Below are 21,716 nucleotides of genomic sequence, written 5' to 3'. Positions count from 1 at the left end.
CGCGTTCTTTCTGGAGCGGGCACCTAAGACCGTCTGCCCGGCCGTCGCGACGCTATCAAGGCCGCTCGGCGCACGTCAACCGGCTCGGGGAAGGGAAGTGTGAGGTCAGAGCTTCCGGTAGACGCCGACGACCACGCCCAGGAGCATCGCGGGCTTGAAGTCGCTCGCCCGGACCAGGATCGGGGCCATCGCCGCGTTCGCCGGCTGGAAGCGCACGTAGTCCTTCTCGGGGAAGAAGTACTTCACGGTCGCCTCGTCGCCGATCAGCGCCACCACGATGTCGCCGCGCTGCGCGGTGAGCTGCCGGCGCACGAAGATGTAGTCGCCGCTGAAGATGCCCGCCTCGATCATCGAGTCGCCGGTGACGCGCAGGCCGAACACCTCGCGCCCGCCGCGCACGAGCGTGCGCTCGATCCGGACCGTATCGAGGACGTGCTCCTCGGCCAGGACGGGCAGGCCCGCGGCGATCCGGCCGACGACCGCGATCTCGACGAGGTCGTCCTCCTGGTCGTTCGCAGGGGCGTCGTTCCCACCGTTCACGAGCGCGCCGCGGAGATCGGCGCCGCCGCCGGGGCCCGCGCCGTCGAGATCCCGCGGGCGGAGCGCGCGCGACTTCATGTCCTCGCGCGTGAGGTAGCCCTTGCGTTCGAGCGCTCGGAGGTGATCGTTCACCCCGTTCGTCGAGCGAATCCCCATATGCGCGCCGATCTCGCGCAGCGTCGGCGGGTACCCGCGCTCGCTGATCGACTGCCGGATATAGTGAAGCACCTGCTGTTGTCGCTCGGTGAGCCCCTGCATCGGGCGGAACCTACTGAACGGTTGGGTAGATGTCAAAAAAGTGTGGAGCCCTCTCGCCAGGGGCTCGATTTTGCTGCGAATTTCTGGATGCCAGCGGCGCTCGTCCGTCCGTCCGTCCGCCTCCCGCCGCGCCGCGCCGTGAGCCCCGAGGCGCGTCGAGCGTGCAGGGTGAACCGAAGGGCAGGGGCCCGCTGTGGTCAAGGCTGCTTCGGGGCGTTGTTCCGTGAGCTCATCGCCTGACGGGGCTCCAGCATCGCCCGGATCTCGTCGGCGTCGGCGGCCGCGGCGAACGCCTCCTCCATCGTGATCATCCGGCGCTGGTAGAGGGACACGAGCGACTGGGCCATCGTCTGCATGCCGCTGCCGGCCTGCCCCACCTGCATCTGCGAGTAGATCTGGTGGAGCTTGTCCTCGCGGATGAGGTTCCGGATCGCCGCGTTCGGGATCATCACCTCCATCGCCATGACGCGCCCCGGGCCGTTCGCGCGCGGCAGGAGGAGCTGCGTCATCACGGCGACGAGCGTGAACGAGAGCTGCTGGCGCACCTGCGACTGCTGGTGCGGCGGGAAGACGTCGATGATGCGGTTGATCGTCGAGATCGCCGAGTTCGTGTGGAGCGTCGCGAAGACGAGGTGGCCGGTCTCGGCGATCGTCAGCGCCGACTCGACGGTCTCCAGGTCGCGCATCTCACCGACGAGCACGACGTCCGGATCCTGGCGCAGGGCGTACCGCAGGGCGTCCTTGAACGACGCGGTGTCGGAGCCGATCTCGCGCTGGTTCACGAGCGACAGCTTGTGCGGGTGCAGGTACTCGATCGGATCCTCGATCGTGAGGATGTGCAGCCGCTGCTCCGCGTTGATCTTGTCGATGATGCTCGCGAGCGTGGTCGTCTTGCCCGAGCCCGTCGGGCCCGTCACGAGCACGAGGCCGCGCGGCTTGGCCGTGATGTCGAGCACGACCGGCGGCAGGCCCAGCTCGTCGAAGTTCATGATCCGGAAGGGGATCTGCCGGAAGGCGGCCGCGACGGCGCCGCGCTGCATGTAGATGTTGGCGCGGAAGCGGGCGAGCCCCTTCATGCCGAACGAGAGATCGAGCTCGTTGCGCTGCTCGAACGCCGCCACCTGCTCCTCGCTCAGCACCGAGTAGCAGAGCTGCTTCGTGTCGCTCGGCATGAGCGGCGGGAGCTTCAGCGGCACCACCGTGCCGTCGATGCGCAGGAGCGGCGGCGTGCCGCTCGTGATGTGCATGTCGCTCGCGCCCTTCTCCACCATCGCGCGGAGGAGCTGCTGGAGCGTGTACCGGAGGCCTTCCTGCTGTCCGACGAGCTCGGTGGTCATGCGCTCAGTCCCCCATCGTCACGCGGCCGACCTCCTCGGTCGTGGTGACGCCCGCGAGCACCTTCTCGATCCCGCTCATCCGGAGGGTCAGCATCCCGCCCTTGATCGCGGCGGCCTTGAGCTCGGCCGTGGACGCGCCCTGGAGGACCATCTCCTTCAGCGCGTCGGTGAAGCGCATGACCTCGTAGAGCGCGACGCGGCCCTTGTAGCCCGAGCCGTTGCACGTCTTGCAGCCCGCGCCGCGGACGAGCTCCGCGCGCGCCACCTGCTGCTCGGTGAAGCCGAAGTCGAGGAGCACCCTCGCGTCGACCTTCAGCGGGACGCGGCAGTCGGGGCAGATCTTGCGCGCGAGGCGCTGGGCCAGCACGAGGTTCACGCTGGCGGTGATGAGGAACGGCTCCACGCCCATGTTGAGGAGGCGCGAGATCGTCGACGGCGCGTCGTTCGTGTGCAGCGTCGAGAGCACGAGGTGGCCGGTGAGCGCGGCCTTGACCGCGATCTCGGCCGTCTCGAAGTCGCGGATCTCGCCGACCATGATGATGTCCGGGTCCTGCCGGAGGAACGACCGCAGCGACATCGCGAAGTTCAGCCCGATGTCGTCGTGCATCTGCACCTGGTTGATGCCGTGCAGGTTGTACTCGACAGGGTCCTCGGCGGTGCTGATGTTCGAGCCGATCTGGTTGAGCTCCGAGAGCGCCGAGTAGAGGGTCGTCGTCTTGCCGGAGCCGGTCGGGCCGGTGACGAGGACCATGCCCCACGGCTGGCCGATCGCCCACTTGAAGTCCGCGAGCGGCTTCGCATCGAAGCCGAGCTTCGCCATGTCGAGCTGCAGGTTCGACTTGTCGAGGAGGCGGAGGACGATCTTCTCGCCCCAGAGCGTCGGGAGCACCGAGACGCGGAAGTCCATCTCCCGGCCCCTGCCCATCTTCAGCTTGATGCGGCCGTCCTGCGGGAGCCGCCGCTCGGCGATGTCGAGCGAGCTCATGATCTTGAGGCGGCTCGAGATCGCGTTCTTCAGCTTGATCGGCGGCTGCATCTCCTCCATCAGCACGCCGTCGATGCGGTAGCGCACGCGGAGCTTCTTCTCGTACGGCTCGACGTGGATGTCGCTCGCGCCCTTCTTGATGGCGTTCAGGAGGATCGCGTTGACGAGCCGGACCACGGGCGCGCCCTCGGCGGCCTTCTCCAGCTCGAGGACGTTCACGTCGTCGGCCTCGACCTGGAAGCCGACCTCCTCCTCCCCGAACTCGCTCAGCACCTCGTCGTAGGAGGGCCCGACGTTGTAGGCGCGCTCGATCGCCTCCGTGATGCCGGTCTCGGACGCGACGACGGGCTCGACGTTGAAGCCCGTGAGGAACTTGATGTCGTCGATCGCGTGGAGGTTCGTCGGATCGGCCATCGCCACGACGAGCGCCGTCCCCGACCTGGAGATGGGGATGATCTTGTGCTTCTCGCAGACGTCCCGCGAGACGAGGCGCGAGACCTCCGCGTCGATCTCGTACTCGTCGAGGGCGACGGCCGGGACGCGGTACTGCGTCGAGAGGAAGCTCGTGATCTCTCCGTCGGAGATGTACCCGAGCTTGGCGAGCGCGTACCCGAGGTTCTGACCTGTCTTGCGCTGCTCCTCTTGGGCTTGCCTGAGCTGCTGGAGGCTGATGAGCTTTTCGCGGACGAGCAGTTCGCCGAGGCGGTTCGTTGTCGACATCGAGGCGGCAAATCCTGCGGGTGACGAGGAAGGGAGTCAACGCTGGCGGTTGGGGCCGGCGCGCATCAAGGGTAGGATGTCGGATGGTGGCGAGGATGGCGCTGCGTGAGTCTCTTTGAGTGGTTCGGGCTCAGGCGGGGGGACAGCCGACGCAGGGCGGCCGAGGCCAAGGAACTCGCCGGCGATCTCGCGGGGGCGGTCGAGCTGTACCTCGACGCCGGGATGCCGGACGACGCGGCCCGGGTCCTCCTCCTCCGGGCGGACGCCGAGCGGAGCGTCGAGAAGCGGATCGCCTTCTGCGCGTCGGCGTCCCGCATGGCGGAGAGCCCGGAGCTCAAGCGCGCGGCGCTCGGGCGCAAGGCGCTGCTCGCGTTCGACCTGGTGCGCGCGCGGGGCGCGAGCGTGATGCGGAGCGAGGCGCTGGCCGTCGCGCGCGAGCTCGAGGAGGCGGGCGAGCTCGAGCGCGCGGCCGACGCGTACGCCCTGGTGGGCGACACCGAGTCCGAGACGCGGGTGCTGGCCGCGGCGGGCGCGATCGAGCGGCTCGAGGAGCGGCTCCGCTCCGCGATGACCGTCGAGAGGGACCAGCGAGAGCTCGCCGCGGTCCTGCGGTCGATCGCGGATCTCGACCGGATGGCGGAGCGCCGCGAGGCGATCGGGGTGGCCGAGGCCTGGATCGCGGGGAACCGCGGCGGCGAGCAGGTGGCCGACGCCCTGCGCGCGATCCGCGCGCGGCTCCTCTCGGGGCCGATCCTCTCGCTCGAGCTCGGCGGCGCCCTCCTGCGGTGCGCGCTCGGCGACGAGGTCACGATCGGCCGCGGCGAGGCGACCATCGTCATCGCGTCCCGCGCCGTCAGCAGGACGCACGTGCGGATCCGGCGCGGCCCGTCCGGCGTCGAGGTCGAGGATCTCGGGACGCGCAACGGCACGACGCTGGCGGGCGCGCGGCTCACGGGGCCGCTGCCCGTCGGCCGCGGCGTGCAGCTCCTGCTCGGCGGGGAGGTGCCGTGCGCGATCGCGCAGGGGACCGGGGAGGGGTGCGTGGTGGAGATCGCGGGCGATCGCTTCACGGCGCCGCTCGGAGATCTGCCGGTCGGCCCCTGGCGGATCCGCCTCGATCGGGCGGGGGCATCGTCCTTCGTCGCGCTGAAGACGCCGCCGGGGGCGCCGCCGCCGTTCCTCGGCGACTACCAGCTCGCGCCGTCGGTCGAGCTCTGCGCGGGCGACGCGATCGCCTCGGCGCGCGGGGGGACGGCGGTCTTCCGGCTGCCCCCCGCCGGCGAGGCGACGTCGATCCGGCGCGGCGGCGCCGAGGGCGGCCCGGCGTGAGCCTGTGGCGCCGGCTCAAGGAGCGCCTCGGCGGCGCCGCGGCGGACGGCGGTGCGCCGGCGGACGCGAGCGGCGGCGCCGCGCCGGGCGGGGCGGACGTCGGGGGCGGCGCGCATCCGGCGCGAGCGGAGCGGCCGCAGGCGCGCGCGTCGCGCGAAGGCGACGACATCGCGCGCCTGCGGAGCTCCGGCACGCGCGAAGGGCCCTCGACGGACGAGGTGATCGCGGTGCTCCGGCGGGCGCGCGGGACGCTCCGGGAGGCCGAGGCCGTGGCGCACCTCGTCGCGGCGATGGAGGAGCGGGTGCTGCCCGATCCGATCCGCGTGGCCTGCGCGGATCTGCTGGCGGCCCGGGGCGACGAGCAGGGCGCGCTCGCCGTGCTGGAGGGCGCCGCGTCGCGCGAGCGCGGGGGCGCGTCGCGCGCGCAGCCGGTGTCCTCGACCGAAGGCCTCGTCCTCGCGGCCGATCTCTACGCCTCGCTGGGGCAGCTCCCGCGCGCGGTCGGCGCGATCGAGCGGGTGCTCGTCCGGGAGATCGGCGCGCCGGGCGCGCGCGAGCGCCACCAGCGCTGGCGGGCGGCGCTCGGCGCGGATCGGCCCGCCGCGGTCGCCCGCGTGGACGACGCGACCGTGGTCGCGCCCTCGGCGGGCAAGAGCCCGTTCCGCCTGCTCCGCGAGGTGGCGCGCGGCGGCGCTGGCGCGGTGTACGAGGCCGAGGACGAGGCGCTCGGCCGGCGCATCGGGTTCAAGGTCTACCACGGGCGGGGCGGGGACCGGGCGCACCTCACCCGCGAGGTGCGGCTCGCCGCGGCGCTCGCGGGCCCCGGCGTCGTGCGGGTGTTCGACGCGGACCCCGAGGAGGGCTGGATCGCGCTCGAGTGGATCGCGCGGGGGTCGGTGAAAGACGTGCTCCGCGCGGGCGACGCGGCGGCGCTCGCGCCGATCGCGCGGTGGGCGCGTCCGCTCGCGCGCGCGCTCGCCCGCATCCATGAGCGCGGCTACGTCCACGCGGACGTGAAGCCGGCCAACGTGCTCCTGCGCAACCTCGGCGAGCCGGTGCTCACCGATTTCGGGCTGGCCAGGCCCCGTGGCGCGCCGTCGGCCGGCGGCAGCCCAGGGTACGTCTCGCCCGAGCGGCTCGCCGGGCGGGCGAGCGATCCGCGCGATGACGTCTACGGCTTCGGCCGCGTGCTCGAGGACGTCCTCCTCCACCTCGAGCCCCTCGGCGGCGAGGGGCTCGCCCCGTGGAAGGAGCTGTCGCTGCGGTGCCTCGGCCCGGACGACGACCGGCCGCCGGACGGCGCCGCGCTCGTCCGGGCCGCCCGCTGAGCGCAGCGGCGGGCTCAGCAATCTTCGAGGCAGCGCTGGTACCGATCGAACGCGGTCGCGTCGGTTCCATCGAACGCGCCGCAGGGAGCCTCCGCCGCGCACGCCGACGCGCACCGGACGCGGCCGTCGCACGACGCCTCGGCGGAGATGCCGCTGCCGTGGAAGCCGCACTCCTCGGTGTGCTCCGTCGCCTCGTCGCACACGCTCCCGCAGCCGGTCGCGAGGGCGACCGCGAGCGCAATTGACGCGGCTGACGCGGCGCGAGCTGCTCGTGCGCTGCCGGGTGCTTCCGTCCACCAACGACGCCTGCCTTCGCTCATGCCTGCTCTCTGCCGGGCCGATCTCTCGTTCGGGGGACCTCACGCCGCGGCGTGGTGCGGCGCAGGATGGCAACCCGCTTCGCTTCGGGCGCGGCCCTGGGTAGATTGCTCGCCTGCATGCGCGTACGCAACGGGAAGAGGGCGCCCTGATGCGCTTGGCCATCGTCGCCACGCCCAGCCTGCACCGCGATCAGCGGCCGGCGCCCGGCTCGCTGGACGGAGATCTCATCCGGGCCCGCCTCTCGCTGGACGACGCGGGCTTCCGGGTGATCGACGTCGATCCCGCCCGGGATCTCGCGGAGCAGCTCGACGCGCTGTTCGACGAGGTGGTCGCGACGCGGAGGACCCTGGTCGACGCGGAGGACGCCGCGCGCGACGATGCATCCACCCTGTTCCTCTTCTACGCCTCCAGCGCGGTCGCGCTGTCGCCGGACGGGGAGCTCTTCCTCTGCCTCGATCCCGAGAACCCCGGCCTGGGCGACGCGCTGGGCGACATCGCCGCGGTGTTCCGCGATCGCGCGCGCGGCGAGGTGCTGTTCGTCCTCGAGTGCCACCACGGCCCCGGGGCGACCTCGCGCGCCGTCGTCGCCGCCGCGGAGCAGGCGGTGGCGTCTTCCGTGACGGGGGTCGAGCTCCTCGTGGCGGCGCACCCGATCGGCTCGCTCGACGCGGATCTGCCGTCGGTGCTCACCCGCGCCTTCGTCGAGCACCTCGACGAGGCCGAGCCGGAGCGCGGCCTCACCGCGGAGGCGATCTTCCGCCGCGTGGAGGGGAACACCGAGCTCGCCGGCGCCATCCCGTGCTTCGCGCGGACGGGCGGGCAGGGCTCCTTCTCGGTGCTCGTCCCTCGCGGCGGCGCCCCGGGCGCGCCCCCGGCGGAGGGGACCGAGGCCGCGCCGCTGGACATCGCGGACGAGCGGGACGCCGCCACCACGCCGGCGCCGGCGCCGGACGATCCGGTCGCGCAGTACCTCGCGGCCGGCGACATGCTCGCGGCCGCCGGGGACCTGGAGGGCGCGCTCACGGCGTACAGGAAGGCGCTCGCGCTCGTCGGCGTAGCGCACCGGGACGCGCGCGCGGAGGTGCATCTGCGCATCGCCCAGACCAGGTGGCGCCAGGAGCGGCACCGCGAGGCGATCGAGAGCTTCGACAAGGCGCTCGCGCTCGCGCCGGAGCACCGGCCCGCGCTCGAGGCCCTGGTCGAGCTCCACCTCACCGGGCGCGACTTCGTCCGGCTGCGCATCGCGGAGGAGCGGCTGCTCACGCGCGTCGAGGGGGACGGCGATCGCTTCGGGTTCCTCGTCCAGTTCGCAGAGCGCTGGGAGAGCATCGCCGGAGAGCCGGCGCGCGCGCTGGAGCTCCTCGAGCGGGCGCGGGAGCTCCGCCCCGACGACGCCGCTGTCTTGCGCAGCCTGGGCCGGCTCTACCAGGGCGCGGGCGACGTCGATGCGTCGATCGAGGCGCGCCGCTGCCTCATCGAGAGGATAGAGGAGCCGAGGCAGCGGGCGGTCGCGCTCCTGGAGCTCGCGCGCGCCGCGATGCAAGGCGAGGCCCGCGCGACCTTGACCGAGGTCACGCGGGAGCGGGACGGGATCGAGCTGCTCGAGCGCGCGCTGGACGCAGATCCCACGTTCCTCGATCCGCTCTCGCTCATCGCGATCCTCCTCTCGGCGCGGCAGGAGTGGGGCGAGCTTGAGCTCGCGTACCGGCGCATGCTCGATCGGGCGCAGCGCATCCCCGACCTGCGCGTCCGGAGCGACGTCACCTGGGAGCTCTGCCGCCGCCTCGGCATGCTCTTCCGCGATCACCTCGAGGATCCCACCTCCGCGCTGGAGGCGTTCGAGGGCGCGGTGGACGAGCGACCGGACGATGTCCCGGGGCGGCTCAGCGCGGCGTCGCTCGCGCGGACCGCCGGCCGGCTCGAGCGCGCCGCCGCGCACCTCCAGGCCGCTGCGGTGCTCGATCCCGGCAACGTCCAGGTGTTTCACGACCTGTTCGACACGTTCCAGAAGCTGAGGCGGGTCGACCAGGCCTGGTCCGCGGCGAGCGTGGCTGTTTACCTCGGCGCGGCCGAGGCGCGGGAGCGCTTCATCTTCGAGGAGCACCGCCCGGCGGGCCTCGTCCAGCCTGCGCGCGGGCTGAGCGTCGGGACGTGGGACCTCCTGCGAGCGGACGATCGCGATCGCGCCCTTGAGGAGGTCCTCGCGTCGGTCGCCGGCGCGGCGATCCGCGCGCGGTTCGCCCAGCGCGTGCGGGAGAAGCGGGTCCCCCAGCTCGATCCGGCCGCGCGCGCCGACGCGGAGCGGAACGCGGCGGGCGTGGTTCGCCTGTTCTCGTGGGCGAGCCGGTGTCTCGGGATCGCCTCGCCGGCGGTCTACCTCCGCAAGGACGCGCCGATCGCGGTCGCCGCGGTGGCGGTCGAAGAGCCGAGCGTCCTCGTCGGCGGCGAGGCGCTCCGCGGGAGGACGGCGGCCGAGCTCGCGTTCCTGGTGGGCAGCCACGTCGCGTACCACGTCGGCCCGCACCGGCTGCTGCTCCATTTCCCGTCGCTAGAGGAGCTCGGCGTCTGCCTGGCGGCGGCCGTCAAGGTGGCGAGGCCGTCGGAGCTCGTCCCCGCCGATCTCGAGGGCGCGGTGCTCGCGCTGGTGCCCCTCCTCGACGAGCGCCTGACGGAGAGCGAGCGCGACGCCCTGGAGGCCGCTGTGTTCGAGCTCTACGAGATCCGCGCGCCGCTTGATCTCGCGCACTGGGTGGGATCGGTCGAGCGGTGCGCGGCCCGGGTCGGCTATCTGCTGACCGGCGATCTCTCGGTGGCGGCGTCGTCGCTTTCGCGGGGAGACGCGCCGGGCGTGCTGACGGCCGAGGAGAAGATCGGCGATCTCCTCTCGTTCACGGTCTCGGACGCCTACCACGCCTTGCGCGAGGAGCTCGGCGTCGCGATCGAGCCCTGAGCTTTCCCGTCAGGCCTCCGGTCACGGATGGCCGGACCCCTGCGCCGCTCCGCGGCCGAGCCGCCGCTCCGTGGCCGAGCGCTCAGCGCAGGCCTTGGCGTCGCCGAGCCCTGCGTCCGCCCCGCGGCTGGCCCGTTTACTCCTTGCCCTGGAGGTAAGCGAGGTACGCGTCGTGGCTCGGCGGTCGACCGAGGAAGCGGGCGACGAGCGCTCCCGCCTCGACGCCGCCGCCCTTCGCGAGCACCTCGTCGCGGAAGGCGCGCGCGACGGCGGGGTTCAGCAGGCCTTCCTTCTTGAAGCGGGTGAGCACGTCGCGCGAGAGCGACAGCGCCCACTGGTAGCCGTAGTAGCCCGCGTCGTAGGTGATGAGGTGTCCGAAGCTCGACTGGAGGTGCGTCCCCTTCACGAAGGCGAAGGACTCGTTCGCGCGCTGCGCCTGCTCCACGACCAGGGTCGCGTCGAAGCCAGGATCGCGGGTGTGGAGCTCCAGATCGATCGACGCGAGCGTGAGCTGCCGCTGCGTCGCGAGCGCTCGACCGAAGCCTCGCGCGCGGGTCATCGCCTGGAAGAGGGCGTCCGGGATCTTCTCGCCGGTCGCGTGGTGCTTCGCGAACAGATCGAGCACCTCGCGCGACCAAGCCCACTCCTCGAACATCTGGCTCGGCGCCTCGACGAAGTCGCGCACCGTCGCCGTCCCTGAATAGGAGGCCAGCTCCGAGCGCGTCAGGAGGTGGTGCAGCACGTGCCCGAACTCGTGGAAGAACGTCACCACGTCCTCGTGGGACATCAGCGCAGGCTGCGCCCCCGGCTTCGGGAAGTTGCACTCGAGCGCCGCGACGGGGGTCTGCCACGACCCGTCGTCGAGCAGCTTCGCCGTCCGCACGGCGAACATCGCCGCATGTTTGTACTTGTCGGGCCTGCTGTAGAGGTCGAGGTAGAACTTGCCGATCAGCTTGCCCTCGGAGCGCACCTCGTACGCCGTCACGTCGGGGTGCCACGCCTTCGCGGGGACCTCCTTGTACTCGAGGGCGTACATCCTCGCGGTGATGTCCATGAGCCCCTGCTTCACCGCGCCGAGCTCGAGGTAGTCCGAGAGCGCCTGCGAGTCGAACTGGTACGTGGACGCGCGGACACGGTCCTCGAGGAAGTAGCGATCCGAGGGGGGGAGCTTGTCGGTCGGCTTTCCCCCGAGCCGCGCGTGCTCCTTCATCAGCGCGGCGAACTCGGCCTTGGCGGGCTCTTTCAGCGCGGCCCTGACCTGGTCGAGGAAGCCGCGCACGGCGCCGCTCGTCTTGGCCATTCGCGGCTCGATGGCGTAGTCGGCCCAGCTCTTGTAGCCGAGCATCTTCGCCTTCTCGGAGCGGAGCGCGAGGAGGCGATCGATCAGCTTCACGTTCTTCTCGCCGCCGCGGTTGGTGAACAGGACGTAGAGATCGAGCGCGGACTTGCGGTCCTTGGCGTAGGTGACGAACGGGAAGAAGTCGGGGTAGTCGGTGGTGATCTCGACCTTGCCGTTCGCCTTCGGCGCGTGCTTCGCCACGTACTCCTTGGGCAGCCCCTGGAGGGACGCGGGCGCGATCTCGATCGATGCGGTCGACGCGGACAGGTTCGACATGAACTCCTGTCCGATGCGGGTGATCTGCTCGTTCACGTCGCGGAGGCGCTGCTGTCGGTCGACCGGCAGCGACAGCCCGTTGCGGCGGAAGTCGCGGAGGACGTCGGCGAGCAGCCGGGCGCGCTCACCGTTCAACGCCTCGCGCGCGTCGCCTCTCTCGGCGTACGCCTCGATGACGGCGGCGAGATCGGCGTCCAGCCACATCGCGGTCGTGAACCTGTCGACCTTCGGCTCGCAGAGCCTCGCGGCCTCTCGCACCGCCGCGTCCGGGTGCGCGACCCCCATCAAGTATGGGAACTCGCCCGCGCTGTTCACCTCGAGCGCGGCGTCGTCGAACCGCCCGAGCGTCGCGGCGTAGGTGAGCTTCTCCGGCGGCGCGCCTCGGAGCGCCCGGATCGCGGCGAGGTGCCCCTCTGCTGCGCGCAGGTGCTCGTCGCAGAGCTGCTTCACTCCCTCCACGGTGAGCCCCTGCGCCACGGGATCGAACTCGGCGCGCGGCGTCGGCTCGGGCGGCGCGGTCGTCGCCGGCGTCGACGTCGCCCCCTGCGGCGCGGCGCCGCCGGTCCTGGCCGGCGAGGAGACCTCACCGGTCTGGGTGCCAGCGTTGCAGGCGACGAGCAGGAGAAGGGAGAGGAGCCCTGAGCGCGCGGGTGTGGTGCCGACCTTCATGTCGGTCGGGCTATACCACGGGGAGCGCGGAGGCCCGGGGGGAGCCGCCGGCGATCTGCTCCCGCGGGTGTGCCGACGACGGAGCGCGCGGTGCCGGCCTTCGAGCGTGGTCTTGCGCCGCGAGCTGCAGAGCACCCGGTGTGAGCGCCCGGTGGACGGGCGCTCACGCCGCGAGGTGCTTCAGACCCTCAGTTGGTCTCCGGCGGCAGGTAAGCGAAGAGGCAGTTGTACCCTCGGCTCGTCACGTCGGCGGCGGGCGTTCCGGCCGATACCTTGACGAGCAACCGGTCGTTCGCTGCGCCCTCCGGGATCGCGACCCGCTCGACGTACAGGTTTTCGTCTTCGGTCTCCGTGGCCGAGTAGGTGGCGGTGTCGATCGGTGTGCCGTCTCCGTTCAGCACCTCGGCGCTGAGCTCGCGGACCCCGGACCCGTTGCGCTGCGCTTCGCAGATGACCGAGAACGTCCAGTCCGCCTCCACGTCGTCGAGGGGGACCGCATAGATGTCGACGTCTGCGGTCTCTCCATCGGCGATCTTCCCCTCGATCGCGTAGCTGACGCCGCCTCCCCCGTTGGGGAAGGAGACCAAGCCGGCTTCCGGCGTCTCGATGACGCCGTTGGTCTCGTCCTCGGCCTCGAGGGGATCGGAGTTCGTGCGGTTGTGCAGCAGGATGTAGAAGTCGTTCTTTCCTACCTCGCCCGCAGGGCGCTTGACGAAGACGAAGTACTCTTGCCCGGCTTCCACCGGGAGGGCGATATCGCCGCCCGTCGACGGATCCACCTTCGCGTAGGCGTTGGTCAGATCGGTCGAAGCGAACACGGCGATCTCGCTGACGTCCACCGTCGCGCCGTTGCCCTCGATCCCTGTCGGCTGGTCGGCGATCAGCTGGGCGAGGATGGCGTTGTCGACCGCCGGGGTCTCCGGCGGGGTGAACGAATACACATCGACGTCGGTCGCGCTCTCGAAATTGCCGAACGCGAAAGTGGTGAAGTGGCCCGACTCGTCGTCGTTCAGCTCATAGTGCAGCTGCACGGCCTGCTCGGCGTCATTGTTGGGCTCGGTGTCGCCGATGAGGCTATCGGTGTCGCTCTCCGCCACATCGAGCGGGATGAGCCGCAGCCCATAGTCGAAGCTCAGGACGTCCGCCGGGTTGAAGCAACCGTCCGGGAAGGCGAACTGCGGGAAGGCCGCGTTGCAATCCTGGACGACGATGAAGTACTCGCCGTCCGCTGGCAGGACGGTGAGGAGCTCGCTGTCGTTGGTGAAGCCCCGGGCCGGGTCGTCGTTTTGCGCGAGCTGGTTCCCGTCGGCGTCAAGCAACGTGATGACTGTATCGGGGTATGTCGGATCCCGCTCATCATCCTTAGGCCTCGCGTCGCTCAGGATATACACGGGCTGACCCTTGGCTCCAGTGAAGCTGTAGTAGTCAGCGTCCGTGTCCAGCGGCTCGAGCGTCCCCGAAAGCCAATTGTCCTCGGGTCGGATCGGCTCTGCTTCTTCGAGGCTGTCGTTCCCGTCGTCCACTTCGCCTGAGCCCGTGGAGGTGCTGCCGGCGACGGGGCCGGTGGTCGCGGAGGACGTTGTGGTGCTCCCGGCTCCTCCCTCGCCGCCGCCGCCGTCGCCCTCGTTGTCTCCGCCGCAGCCTGCGGCGGTCGCCGCGATCGTGCCGAGCACGAAGAAACCCAGAAAATGCATCGACTTCATGGCACCTCCAACGTTTTCTATCCCACAGCGACCCCTGGTGTAGCGGCGTGGGAAATATACACCTACGCTTCTGCTCGTCCTGCGCGCCATGGGAGCGCACGCTTTTGACGGGCGGAGATCTGGAGCATACGTAATGGTCGGGTGCTGCTCCACAACCGAATGGTCGAGGTCGGATCGGCCTGTAGAGCTCGGTGGCTGGCGAGTCGGATGGCAATGACTCCGGGCATGACTCCCTGAGAAGAGACCCCCATCTTCGCTGGTGCGTTTAACGACTCGGGCGGAACACGAAGTTCGCGGGTGGGCTCACCGGCTCGATTCGCCTCCGGCGGCGCGCGCTTCCAGGAGGGATCCAGGGCAGGGGCGAGCCGGCGCCCCGCGGCCGCCCTCTGCTCGCCTCTCGCCGCCGGCTCGGCCGCGTGCTCCGATGGCCGTCGGAGCTTTCGTTATGCCCCGTCCCGCGCTCGTCTTGGCCCTGCTGCTCTTCGCTCCCATCCCTGGCTGCTCGCCGGACATCGACGCGTGCGACGTCGTCTGCACCAAGAACGCCGAGTGCCAGACCGACAGCCCTGGAAAGGACACGTGCGTCGCGCTGTGCCTCGAGCTGTCCGACCGCGCGTCCTATGCCACGGCCATCGAGCGCACGGCCGAGTGTTACGAGGAGGAGGACCGGCCCTGCGCCGACCTCGCGGGCGGCGTCTGCGACTACTCGCCGGAGGATTGATCGACGAGGCCCGCCGCCTCGTCGGCGCGCGGCGCGCTTCCTACTCGGCCGCCATGAACGGATAGGCGACCGCGCGCGGCGGGGAGAACGTCTCCTTCACGACCCGGGGGGAGACCCAGCGGAGCAGGTTGAACAGGCTGCCCGCCTTGTCGTTCGTGCCGGAGGCGCGCGCGCCGCCGAACGGCTGCTGCCCGACGACGGCGCCGGTCGGCTTGTCGTTGATGTAGAAATTGCCCGCGGCGAAGCGGAGCGCGTCGCTCGCCGCCTCGATGAACGCCCGATCGCGCGCGAACACGGCGCCGGTCAGGCCATACGGCGACGTCTCGTCGCAGAGCGCGAGCGCCTTGTGCTCCTCGCCGTCGGGGTAGACCCAGACCGTGAGCACCGGCCCGAACAGCTCCTCCGCCATCAGCGGGTGGCGCGGATCCGTGGTCTCGATCAGCGTCGGCTCGACGAACCAGCCGTCGCTCCCGTCGTGCGCGCGCGCGCCGCCGCCGCACACGATCGAGCACGCCGCGTCCGCCTTCGCCGCGGCGATCCGCCCCGTGAGCCGCGCGTGCGCTCGCTCGTCGATCACCGCGCCCATGAAGTTGCGGAAGTCGGCGACGTCCCCCACGCGGATCGCCCGGATGTGGCCCACGAGCCGGTCCTTGAGGGCCGGCCAGAGCGAGCGGGGGATGTACGCGCGCGACGCGGCCGAGCACTTCTGCCCCTGGAATTCGTAGGCGCCCCGGACGAGCGCCACGGCGAGCGCGTCGACGTCGGCGCTCGCGTGCGCGAAGACGAAGTCCTTCCCGCCGGTCTCGCCCACGATCCGCGGGTAGCTGCGGTAGCGCCCGATGTTCTCCCCGATGCGGCGCCAGATCGACTGGAAGACCGCGGTCGAGCCGGTGAAGTGGATGCCGGCGAAGTCCGGATGATCGAGGCACGCGTTCGAGACCAGCTCGGGCGGGCCCATGACGAGGTTGATGACGCCGCGCGGGAGGCCCGCCTCGATCATCAGCTCCATCACGAAGTGCGCGGAGTACAGCGCGTTCGCGGACGGCTTCCAGACCACGGTGTTGCCCATCAGCGCCGGGGCCGCGCACAGGTTGCCCGCGATCGCGGTGAAGTTGAACGGCGTCGCCGCGAAGACGAAGCCCTCCAGCGGGCGAGGCTCCGCGAGGTTCCAGACGCCGGGCGCGCTCGCCGGCTGCTCCGCCGCGATCCGGTGGGCGAAGTGGACGTTGTAGCGGAAGAAGTCGATGAGCTCGCAGGCCGAGTCGATCTCGGCCTGGTACGCCGTCTTGCTCTGCCCGAGCATCGTCGCCGCGTTGAGCGTGGGGCGGTACCGGGTCGCGAGCAGCTCGGCCGCCTTGAGGAACACGGCGGCGCGCTCGGTCCACGGCGTCCTCGACCAGGCCGGGTGCGCCCGCCGGGCGGCCTCGATCGCGCGCGCGACGTGCTCGGCGCCACCTTGGTGAGCCCGGGCGAGGAGGAGGTCGCGCCGGTGCGGCGCGCGGACCTCGTCGAGCGCTCCGGTCCGGATCGCCTCGCCGTCGATCACCATCGGGATCTCGATCGTCTCCCGCGCCCGGCGGTCGAGCTCCGCCTTGAGGGCCGCGCGCTCCGGGCTGCCAGGCGCGTACGTGAGGACGGGCTCGTTCAGAGGGCTCGGGGGCGTGGCGATGGCGTCGATCATGACGCGAGTCTAGCGGGGGAGCCGAGGGCGCGCAGGCTCCGGCGCCGCTGCTCTCCGCCGCGGCGTGAGCCAGATGGCCGCGGTGGAGAGCGCTCGGCGCAATCACGCGATTCACGCGATTCACGCGATTCTAACGATGTCAGGTTTCCGGCGTCCCTCGCCTTGGGCAACGACGACGTCGCCGCTACTCTCGTCCGATGCGCGAGCTCATCACGCCGCCCGATGCGATCCTCGACCCGATCACGGGAGCTGCGCGCGTCGGATCGTACCGGGGCGATCTCCCCCGCGTCGACCCGGTGCTCCTCGCGCCGCGCAGGCTCGATCGGCTGCTCAAGCACAAGCGATGGGTCTACGTGGCGATCGCGTCCGACGAGGTCTTCGTCGCCGTCGCGGTCGTGCACCTCGGCTACCTGTCGATCGCGTTCAGCGTCGTCTTCGACAAGGCAGGCCGGCGGCTGCTCGTGGATCGCGCGGCGTTCGGGCCGCCCTTCGCGGCGAGCGTGGGCGAGGCGAGCGGCGAAGGCTGCTCCGCGCGCGTGTGGCTCCCCCGCGCGCGCGTGCGGATCGAGCGGCCGCGCAGGGACGCGACGACCGCGGTGACCGCCGCGCTGCGCGGCATCGAGCTCGAGGCGCGGCTCGACGGTCGCGGGGCCCCGCCGGCGCTCTCGGCGATCGCGCAGCCCTCGGATGGCGTCCTGATCACCAGCGAGAAGCGCCTGCTCCTCGGCGTCGAAGGCGAGGCGTCGGTGCTCGGTCGCCGCATCTCTCTCGACGGAGCGATCGCCAGCTACGACTACACGGGCGGCCTCCTGCGGCGCCGCACGACCTGGCGCTGGGCCCTCGCGCTGGGCCGCGCGGAGAGCGGCGAGCGCGTCGGCCTGAACCTGGGCGAAGGCTTCGTCGGCGACGCCGAGTGCGCGATCTGGATCGACGGCGAGCTCATCCCGCTCGCCGAAGGCCGGTTCACCTTCGATGCGGCGCGGCCGCTCGACCCGTGGCGCGTCCGGACCGCGGACGGCGCCGTGGATCTACGCTTCGCCCCCGGCGCGGCGCACTCGAACCACACGAACCTCGGCTTGCTCGCGTCGGAGTTCATGCAGCCGATCGGCCTCTATTCGGGCACGATCCGCCTCCCGGACGGGCGGCGCCTCGAGCTCCGGGACGTCCTTGGCGTCACGGAGGACCAGGACATCACCTGGTAGGGGCCGACGGATCGAGCCGGGCGTTCACCTCGGTCAGCCGCCGCGGCGCTCGGCGATGAGCCTGTCCAGATCGTCCTCGGTGATGAGCTTCGTGCCGTACTTGCGCGCCTTCACCGCCTTGCTCGACGTGGACGCCACGTCGGCGATGACGAGGTAGTGGAGCTCCTTCGTGACGCTGTTCAGCACCCGGCCGCCGTTCGACTCGACGAGGTGGGTGAGCTCGCCGCGGGGACGCGCGCCCGCGCCGGTGAAGCAGAACGTCAGTCCGGCGAGCGGGCCTTCGGCCTCGGGCGCGACCGGCACGATGCCGGCGGCGAGCAGCCGCGCGATCTCGTCGCTGCGCGCGCGCAGCCCTCGAATGATGCTCGCGGCCTTGATCGCGCCGAGGCCCGGGATGCTGGCGAGCTCGTCCTCGCCGGCGGCGAGCAGCTTCTCGATCGTCGTGTACCCCGCCGACACGAGCAGCCGCGCGGTCTGGATCGCGAACCCCTCGATGCCGAGCGCCGCGAGGAACACCGGCAGCGCGAGCGGGAGGCGGCTCTTCAGCTGCTCCAGGCACTTCGTTGCGCTCTTCTCGCCGCGCCGATCGAGGTCGGCGATGCTCTTGACCGTGAGCTTGTAGAGGTCGAGCGGCTCTCGCACGAGGCCCGCGGCCACCACCTGCTCGATCAGCTTGTCGCCCCACTCCAGCGCGCCGATGGCGTCGATCCAGTTGTGGATGCGCCCCTCGATGAGGGCGCGGCACGAGGTGTTCCGGCAGAGGAGGTACTCTCCCTCGACGACGAGCGGCGCGCTGCAGACAGGGCAGACCGATGGAGGGACGGCGACGGGGCCGCGCTTCTCGACGACCTCCTCGACGTACGGGATCACGTCGTTGCGGCGCGAGACAAGCACCTCGTCGCCCACGCCGATGCCGAGGCTCCGCACGTTGGCCGAGTTGTGCAGGGAAGCGCGCCGGACGTTCGCGCCGGCGAGCTCCACCGGCTCGACGATCGCCACCGGGGTGACGCGGCCGCTCGGCCCGGTGTCCCACTGGATCGCCACGACCGTCGTCACCTTGGCGGGCGACGCGAATTTGAAGGCGACCGCGCCGCGCGGCCGGCGGTTGACGTCGCCGAGCAGGCCCTGGACGTGGAGCGAGTCCACGTAGACGACGAGCCCGTCGATCTCGTAGTCGAGGCCCGCGCGGAGCTCGCTCGAGTAGCGCCGGTAGAGCTTCACGACGTCATCGACGCTGCCGTACGCGGTCTGCGGCGTCGCGAAGCCGAGCTCGCGCAGCCAGGCGAAGCGCGCCCGGCACGTCGGGATCTCGAGGTGATCGGCGACATCGTAGAAGAGCACGGTGCAGTGCTCCGCCCCCTGGCCGTCGAACCGCTTGGCCGCGCCCGCGGCCATGTTGCGCGGGCTGGTGACGCCGGGGAAGTGGCGCTTCATGTCCGAGAGGCGAAGGATGATCTCTCCGCGCACGGACAGCCGGCCCTTCTCCCGGATCCGCGAGGGGATCCCCTTCATCCGCGCGACGTTCGCGGTGATCCGCTCGCCCCACTCGCCGTCGCCGCGGGTGATGGCGTCGACGAGCTTGCCGCCCTTGTAGATGACCTCGATGGAGATGCCGTCGAGCTTCTCCGCCACGAAGAGGTCACCCGCGACGCTCGAGGTGGATCCCGGCGCCGGCGGCGCGGCGCCCGTGCCGCCGTCGCCATGCCCGTCCTTCACGAGGATCTCGTCGCACCGGGCGACCCAGCCCAGAAGTTCGTCCTCGGAGACGACCTTGTTGAGCGAGCCCATCGGGATCTCGTGCCGCGCCTTCTCCCACTCGGTGATCAGCGAGGCCGAGCCGACCCGGGCGAGCACCGGGTGCGCCGGATCGAGGGCGCGGAGCTCGTCCTCGAGGGCGTCGAACGCCGCGTCCGAGATCTCGGGGCGCCCCGCGTAGTAGCTCGCCCTGTATTTCTCGATGCGCTCGGCGAGCTCCTCGATCCTCGCCTTGTGCTTCGGATCCGTCGCGAGCCCGCCCTGCAGCGCATCGCGCGCTCCGGCGTCGTCGTGGTGTGCCTGCGTCATCGCTTGCCTCGGCTCACTCGAGCTCCGTGTCGCCGGCGCGCCGGGCGGCGGCGAAGAGATCCCCCATGTCCATCGCGAGCTCGGACGGGAGCTCGTCTTCCCGGAACAGCCTTGCCTCGCGGATCTCGAGCGGGTTTTGCGGGGGGCGCGTCGGCGCGGCGATCCGGGCGGTGACGACGACCGTCACGGCGTGGAAGCGGATGTCGCGATCAGGCCGCGAGTACACGCCCACGACCCGCCCGAGCTCGACCTCGGTGACGCCGGCCTCCTCGGCGAGCTCCCGCACGATGCTGTCGCGGAGCGTCTCTCCCCATTCCAGGGTGCCTCCCGGGAGCGCCCAGGTTCCGGTGTCGCTGCGGCGAACGAGCAGCCACCGGCCGTCGGCGGTCTGAGCGGCGGCGGCGATCCCGACGACAGGCCGCCGGAGCAGCGCGCGGGCGACCTCCTTGGCGAGGGCGAGCACGGAGCGCGGCAACAGCGACAGGGGAGCGATTTCCATGAGAATTTTTGTGACGTGCGGGCAAAGCATAGGAGCGATCGGGCGCCGCCGGGAGAGGGTTCCGTGCGGCCTCGGCGGATCCTGCGGACGTCCATGAGCCGTGCGGCTCAGGCTCGGTCGCGGGAGAGAGGCAGGCTACGCTCGTCCCCATCATGGCGATCGTGCGGAGGGCGATGCGTGCTCCTGTCGGGTTGTACGGCTGCGCTGTCCGCTACGGCGTGGTGGCCTTCGGGGCGGCGCTTGCGCTCGCGTCGCTCCCGAGCTGCTCCGACGAGCGGCCCCCGCCGCCGCGCCCCCAGGCGGGCAGCTCCACCAGCGCAGGCGCCTCGGGGGGAGCGCCGCCCGATGTGGGCGCCGACGAGGGGCCCGCGAATGTCTGCGAGTGCCTCGCGGCCTATGGCGGCGAGGCCGGGCGCTGCGGCGATTGCTTCAACGAGCATGCGTCCCCCGGTGGGCGCTGCGAGGCGGAGCTCGCGGCGTGCGACGGGGAGCCCGAGTGCAGGCCGATCAGCCTGTGCCTCAAGGGGTGCGGCCACAACAAAGCCTGCCAGACGGCGTGCGTGTTCCCGGACGATGCGGGCGCCGCTCACCGGATGTTCCAGCGGGTGCTCGCCTGTGTGTGCGCTGCGTGCGGCGCCAGGTGCGCCTACTCCGGCGCGCCGCTCGAGTGCGCGGCGCCCGACGAGGTGGACGGCAGCGGTGGAGCCGCGGGCGCCGGCGGCGCAGGTAGCGCTGGCGCCGGCGGGGCCGCGGGTGTCGGCGGGGTAGGTGGCGCTGGTGTCGGCGGGGTAGGTGGCGCTGATGCCGGCGGGGCAGATGGCGCTGGCACCGGCGGGGCTGCGGGAGCGTCCGGAGATCCAGGAATCTGATGAGCCCTCCGCTCCCCTCCGGCGCGTGGTCCGCTCCGGTTCCCCGTGCGGTAGGCTTGCCGCATGGAGAAACCGGTGATCTGGGCGGCCCTTCAGCTCTCCAGCCAGGAGAACGTGAGCGAGAACCTGGCGCGGGTCGAGGTGCTCGTCGTGGAGGCGGCGCGCCGTGGGGCGACGACGGTCGTGCTGCCCGAGAACTTCGCGTACATGGGCAACGAGGAGGGGAAGCGTAACATCGCGGAGGACCTCGACGCCGGTGGCGGTCCGATCGCGCGTCGTCTCGCCGACGCGGCGCGCTCCGCCCGGGTGACCATCGTGGCCGGCGGCTTCCCTGAGCGCGCGCACGATCCGGCGCGGCCATACAACACCTGCGCGGTCTTCGGGCCCGACGGCCGGCTCACCGCGCGCTACCGGAAGATTCACCTCTTCGACGTCGAGATCGCCGACGGAACGAAGTACCGCGAGTCGGCGTCGACGACCGCCGGGGAGCGCCCCGTCGTCACCGAGATCGACGGCGTGAAGCTCGGGCTGTCGATCTGCTACGACGTCCGGTTTCCGGAGCTCTACCGCGCGCTCTCGTCCGCGGGCGCAGAGGCGATCGCCGTCCCTGCGGCGTTCACCCTGCTCACCGGCAAGGACCACTGGCTGGTCTTGCTCCGCGCCCGGGCCATCGAGGCTCAGGCGTACGTGGTGGCTGCGGCGCAGTGGGGCAAGCATCCAGGCGGGCGGGCGACGTTCGGGAAATCGTGCGTCATCGATCCGTGGGGTGAGGTGATCGCGCAGGCCTCGGAAGGGGAGGGGATCGCGATGGCGATGCTCGACCCCTCCTACCTCGATCGCGTCAGGGCGAACCTACCTTCGCTCACGCACCGGAGGCTCTGATCGTCATGTCATGGGGGTAAGCACTTTGTCCTCGCACAGGAGG

General features: G+C 71.5%; 16 protein-coding genes. 7 read left to right on the top strand and 9 right to left on the bottom strand.

Annotated features, from left to right (window positions below; genetic code table 11):
• Positions 1-105: 105 nt before the first annotated feature.
• The 3 genes from lexA to pilB form a co-directional block, all read right to left on the bottom strand.
• A complete protein-coding gene (gene lexA / locus WMF19_RS25700; RefSeq protein WP_437901531.1) occupies positions 106-798 on the bottom strand; it encodes a transcriptional repressor LexA in 693 nt (230 codons plus the stop codon).
• A gap of 197 nt (positions 799-995) precedes the next feature.
• Positions 996-2,135, bottom strand: a complete 1,140-nt coding sequence (locus WMF19_RS25695) for a type IV pilus twitching motility protein PilT (protein ID WP_437901530.1) — start codon at positions 2,133-2,135, stop codon at positions 996-998.
• Positions 2,136-2,139: 4 nt separating this feature from the next.
• Entirely contained in the window at positions 2,140-3,840 is a 1,701-nt protein-coding gene (gene pilB, locus WMF19_RS25690; protein WP_272093387.1) for a type IV-A pilus assembly ATPase PilB, read from the bottom strand.
• A 105-nt stretch (positions 3,841-3,945) separates the two neighbouring features.
• Here pilB and WMF19_RS25685 point away from each other — a divergent pair, with 105 nt between their 5' ends.
• Both WMF19_RS25685 and WMF19_RS25680 read left to right on the top strand, forming a co-directional pair.
• Positions 3,946-5,169 carry an FHA domain-containing protein gene (locus WMF19_RS25685; RefSeq protein ID WP_437322519.1) on the top strand — a complete coding sequence of 408 codons (1,224 nt, stop codon included), beginning with the start codon at positions 3,946-3,948 and terminating at the stop codon, positions 5,167-5,169.
• Positions 5,166-6,497, top strand: coding sequence for a serine/threonine-protein kinase (locus WMF19_RS25680; protein WP_437322518.1), 1,332 nt, complete (start codon positions 5,166-5,168; stop codon positions 6,495-6,497). Before WMF19_RS25685 ends, WMF19_RS25680 begins: the two co-directional genes overlap by 4 nt.
• A gap of 14 nt (positions 6,498-6,511) precedes the next feature.
• Here the strand turns inward: WMF19_RS25680 and WMF19_RS25675 are convergent, their stop codons facing one another.
• Positions 6,512-6,817 carry a hypothetical protein gene (locus WMF19_RS25675; protein WP_437901529.1) on the bottom strand — a complete coding sequence of 102 codons (306 nt, stop codon included), beginning with the start codon at positions 6,815-6,817 and terminating at the stop codon, positions 6,512-6,514.
• 149 nt (positions 6,818-6,966) lie between these two features.
• Between WMF19_RS25675 and WMF19_RS25670 the strand changes: the two genes are divergently transcribed.
• Positions 6,967-9,768: a tetratricopeptide repeat protein gene (locus WMF19_RS25670; RefSeq protein ID WP_437901528.1), complete on the top strand. Its 2,802-nt coding sequence runs from the start codon at positions 6,967-6,969 to the stop codon at positions 9,766-9,768.
• 136 nt (positions 9,769-9,904) lie between these two features.
• Here WMF19_RS25670 and WMF19_RS25665 read toward each other — a convergent pair whose 3' ends face one another.
• The gene (locus tag WMF19_RS25665; RefSeq protein ID WP_437901527.1) at positions 9,905-12,052 is read right to left on the bottom strand and encodes a M3 family metallopeptidase; all 2,148 of its coding nucleotides are present in this window, start codon (positions 12,050-12,052) and stop codon (positions 9,905-9,907) included.
• 188 nt (positions 12,053-12,240) lie between these two features.
• Positions 12,241-13,755 carry a pre-peptidase C-terminal domain-containing protein gene (locus WMF19_RS25660; protein WP_437901526.1) on the bottom strand — a complete coding sequence of 505 codons (1,515 nt, stop codon included), beginning with the start codon at positions 13,753-13,755 and terminating at the stop codon, positions 12,241-12,243.
• Between the two features lie 445 nt (positions 13,756-14,200).
• Between WMF19_RS25660 and WMF19_RS25655 the strand changes: the two genes are divergently transcribed.
• Positions 14,201-14,476, top strand: a complete 276-nt coding sequence (locus tag WMF19_RS25655; protein ID WP_437901525.1) for a hypothetical protein — start codon at positions 14,201-14,203, stop codon at positions 14,474-14,476.
• A 40-nt stretch (positions 14,477-14,516) separates the two neighbouring features.
• On the opposite strand, the gene pruA is transcribed toward WMF19_RS25655, so the two are convergent.
• Positions 14,517-16,157 (bottom strand): L-glutamate gamma-semialdehyde dehydrogenase, encoded by a 1,641-nt coding sequence (gene pruA / locus WMF19_RS25650; RefSeq protein WP_437901524.1) that lies wholly within the window; start codon positions 16,155-16,157, stop codon positions 14,517-14,519.
• Between the two features lie 197 nt (positions 16,158-16,354).
• Between pruA and WMF19_RS25645 the strand changes: the two genes are divergently transcribed.
• Complete coding sequence (locus WMF19_RS25645; protein ID WP_437901523.1) at positions 16,355-17,359, top strand: DUF2804 domain-containing protein; 1,005 nt, start codon at positions 16,355-16,357, stop codon at positions 17,357-17,359.
• A gap of 33 nt (positions 17,360-17,392) precedes the next feature.
• Here the strand turns inward: WMF19_RS25645 and ligA are convergent, their stop codons facing one another.
• On the bottom strand, positions 17,393-19,423 hold the full coding sequence (gene ligA, locus WMF19_RS25640; protein ID WP_437901522.1) for an NAD-dependent DNA ligase LigA: 2,031 nt from the start codon (positions 19,421-19,423) through the stop codon (positions 17,393-17,395).
• Positions 19,424-19,436: 13 nt separating this feature from the next.
• Positions 19,437-19,922 carry an NUDIX hydrolase gene (locus WMF19_RS25635; RefSeq protein WP_231865014.1) on the bottom strand — a complete coding sequence of 162 codons (486 nt, stop codon included), beginning with the start codon at positions 19,920-19,922 and terminating at the stop codon, positions 19,437-19,439.
• A gap of 173 nt (positions 19,923-20,095) precedes the next feature.
• On the opposite strand from WMF19_RS25635, the gene WMF19_RS25630 reads away from it, so the two are divergent.
• Together WMF19_RS25630 and WMF19_RS25625 are read left to right on the top strand one after the other, a co-directional pair.
• Positions 20,096-20,791, top strand: a complete 696-nt coding sequence (locus WMF19_RS25630; RefSeq protein ID WP_437901521.1) for a hypothetical protein — start codon at positions 20,096-20,098, stop codon at positions 20,789-20,791.
• Positions 20,792-20,854: 63 nt separating this feature from the next.
• The gene (locus WMF19_RS25625; protein ID WP_437322507.1) at positions 20,855-21,673 is read left to right on the top strand and encodes a carbon-nitrogen hydrolase family protein; all 819 of its coding nucleotides are present in this window, start codon (positions 20,855-20,857) and stop codon (positions 21,671-21,673) included.
• Positions 21,674-21,716: the final 43 nt, after the last annotated feature.

It is taken from the genome of Sorangium sp. So ce124, from assembly GCF_051525235.1.
GTDB classification, from domain to species: Bacteria; Myxococcota_A; Polyangia; order Polyangiales; family Polyangiaceae; genus Sorangium; species Sorangium atrum.
The sequence above is the reverse complement of the archived record's forward strand: the minus strand, read 5'-3'. Positions and strand labels throughout refer to the sequence as shown.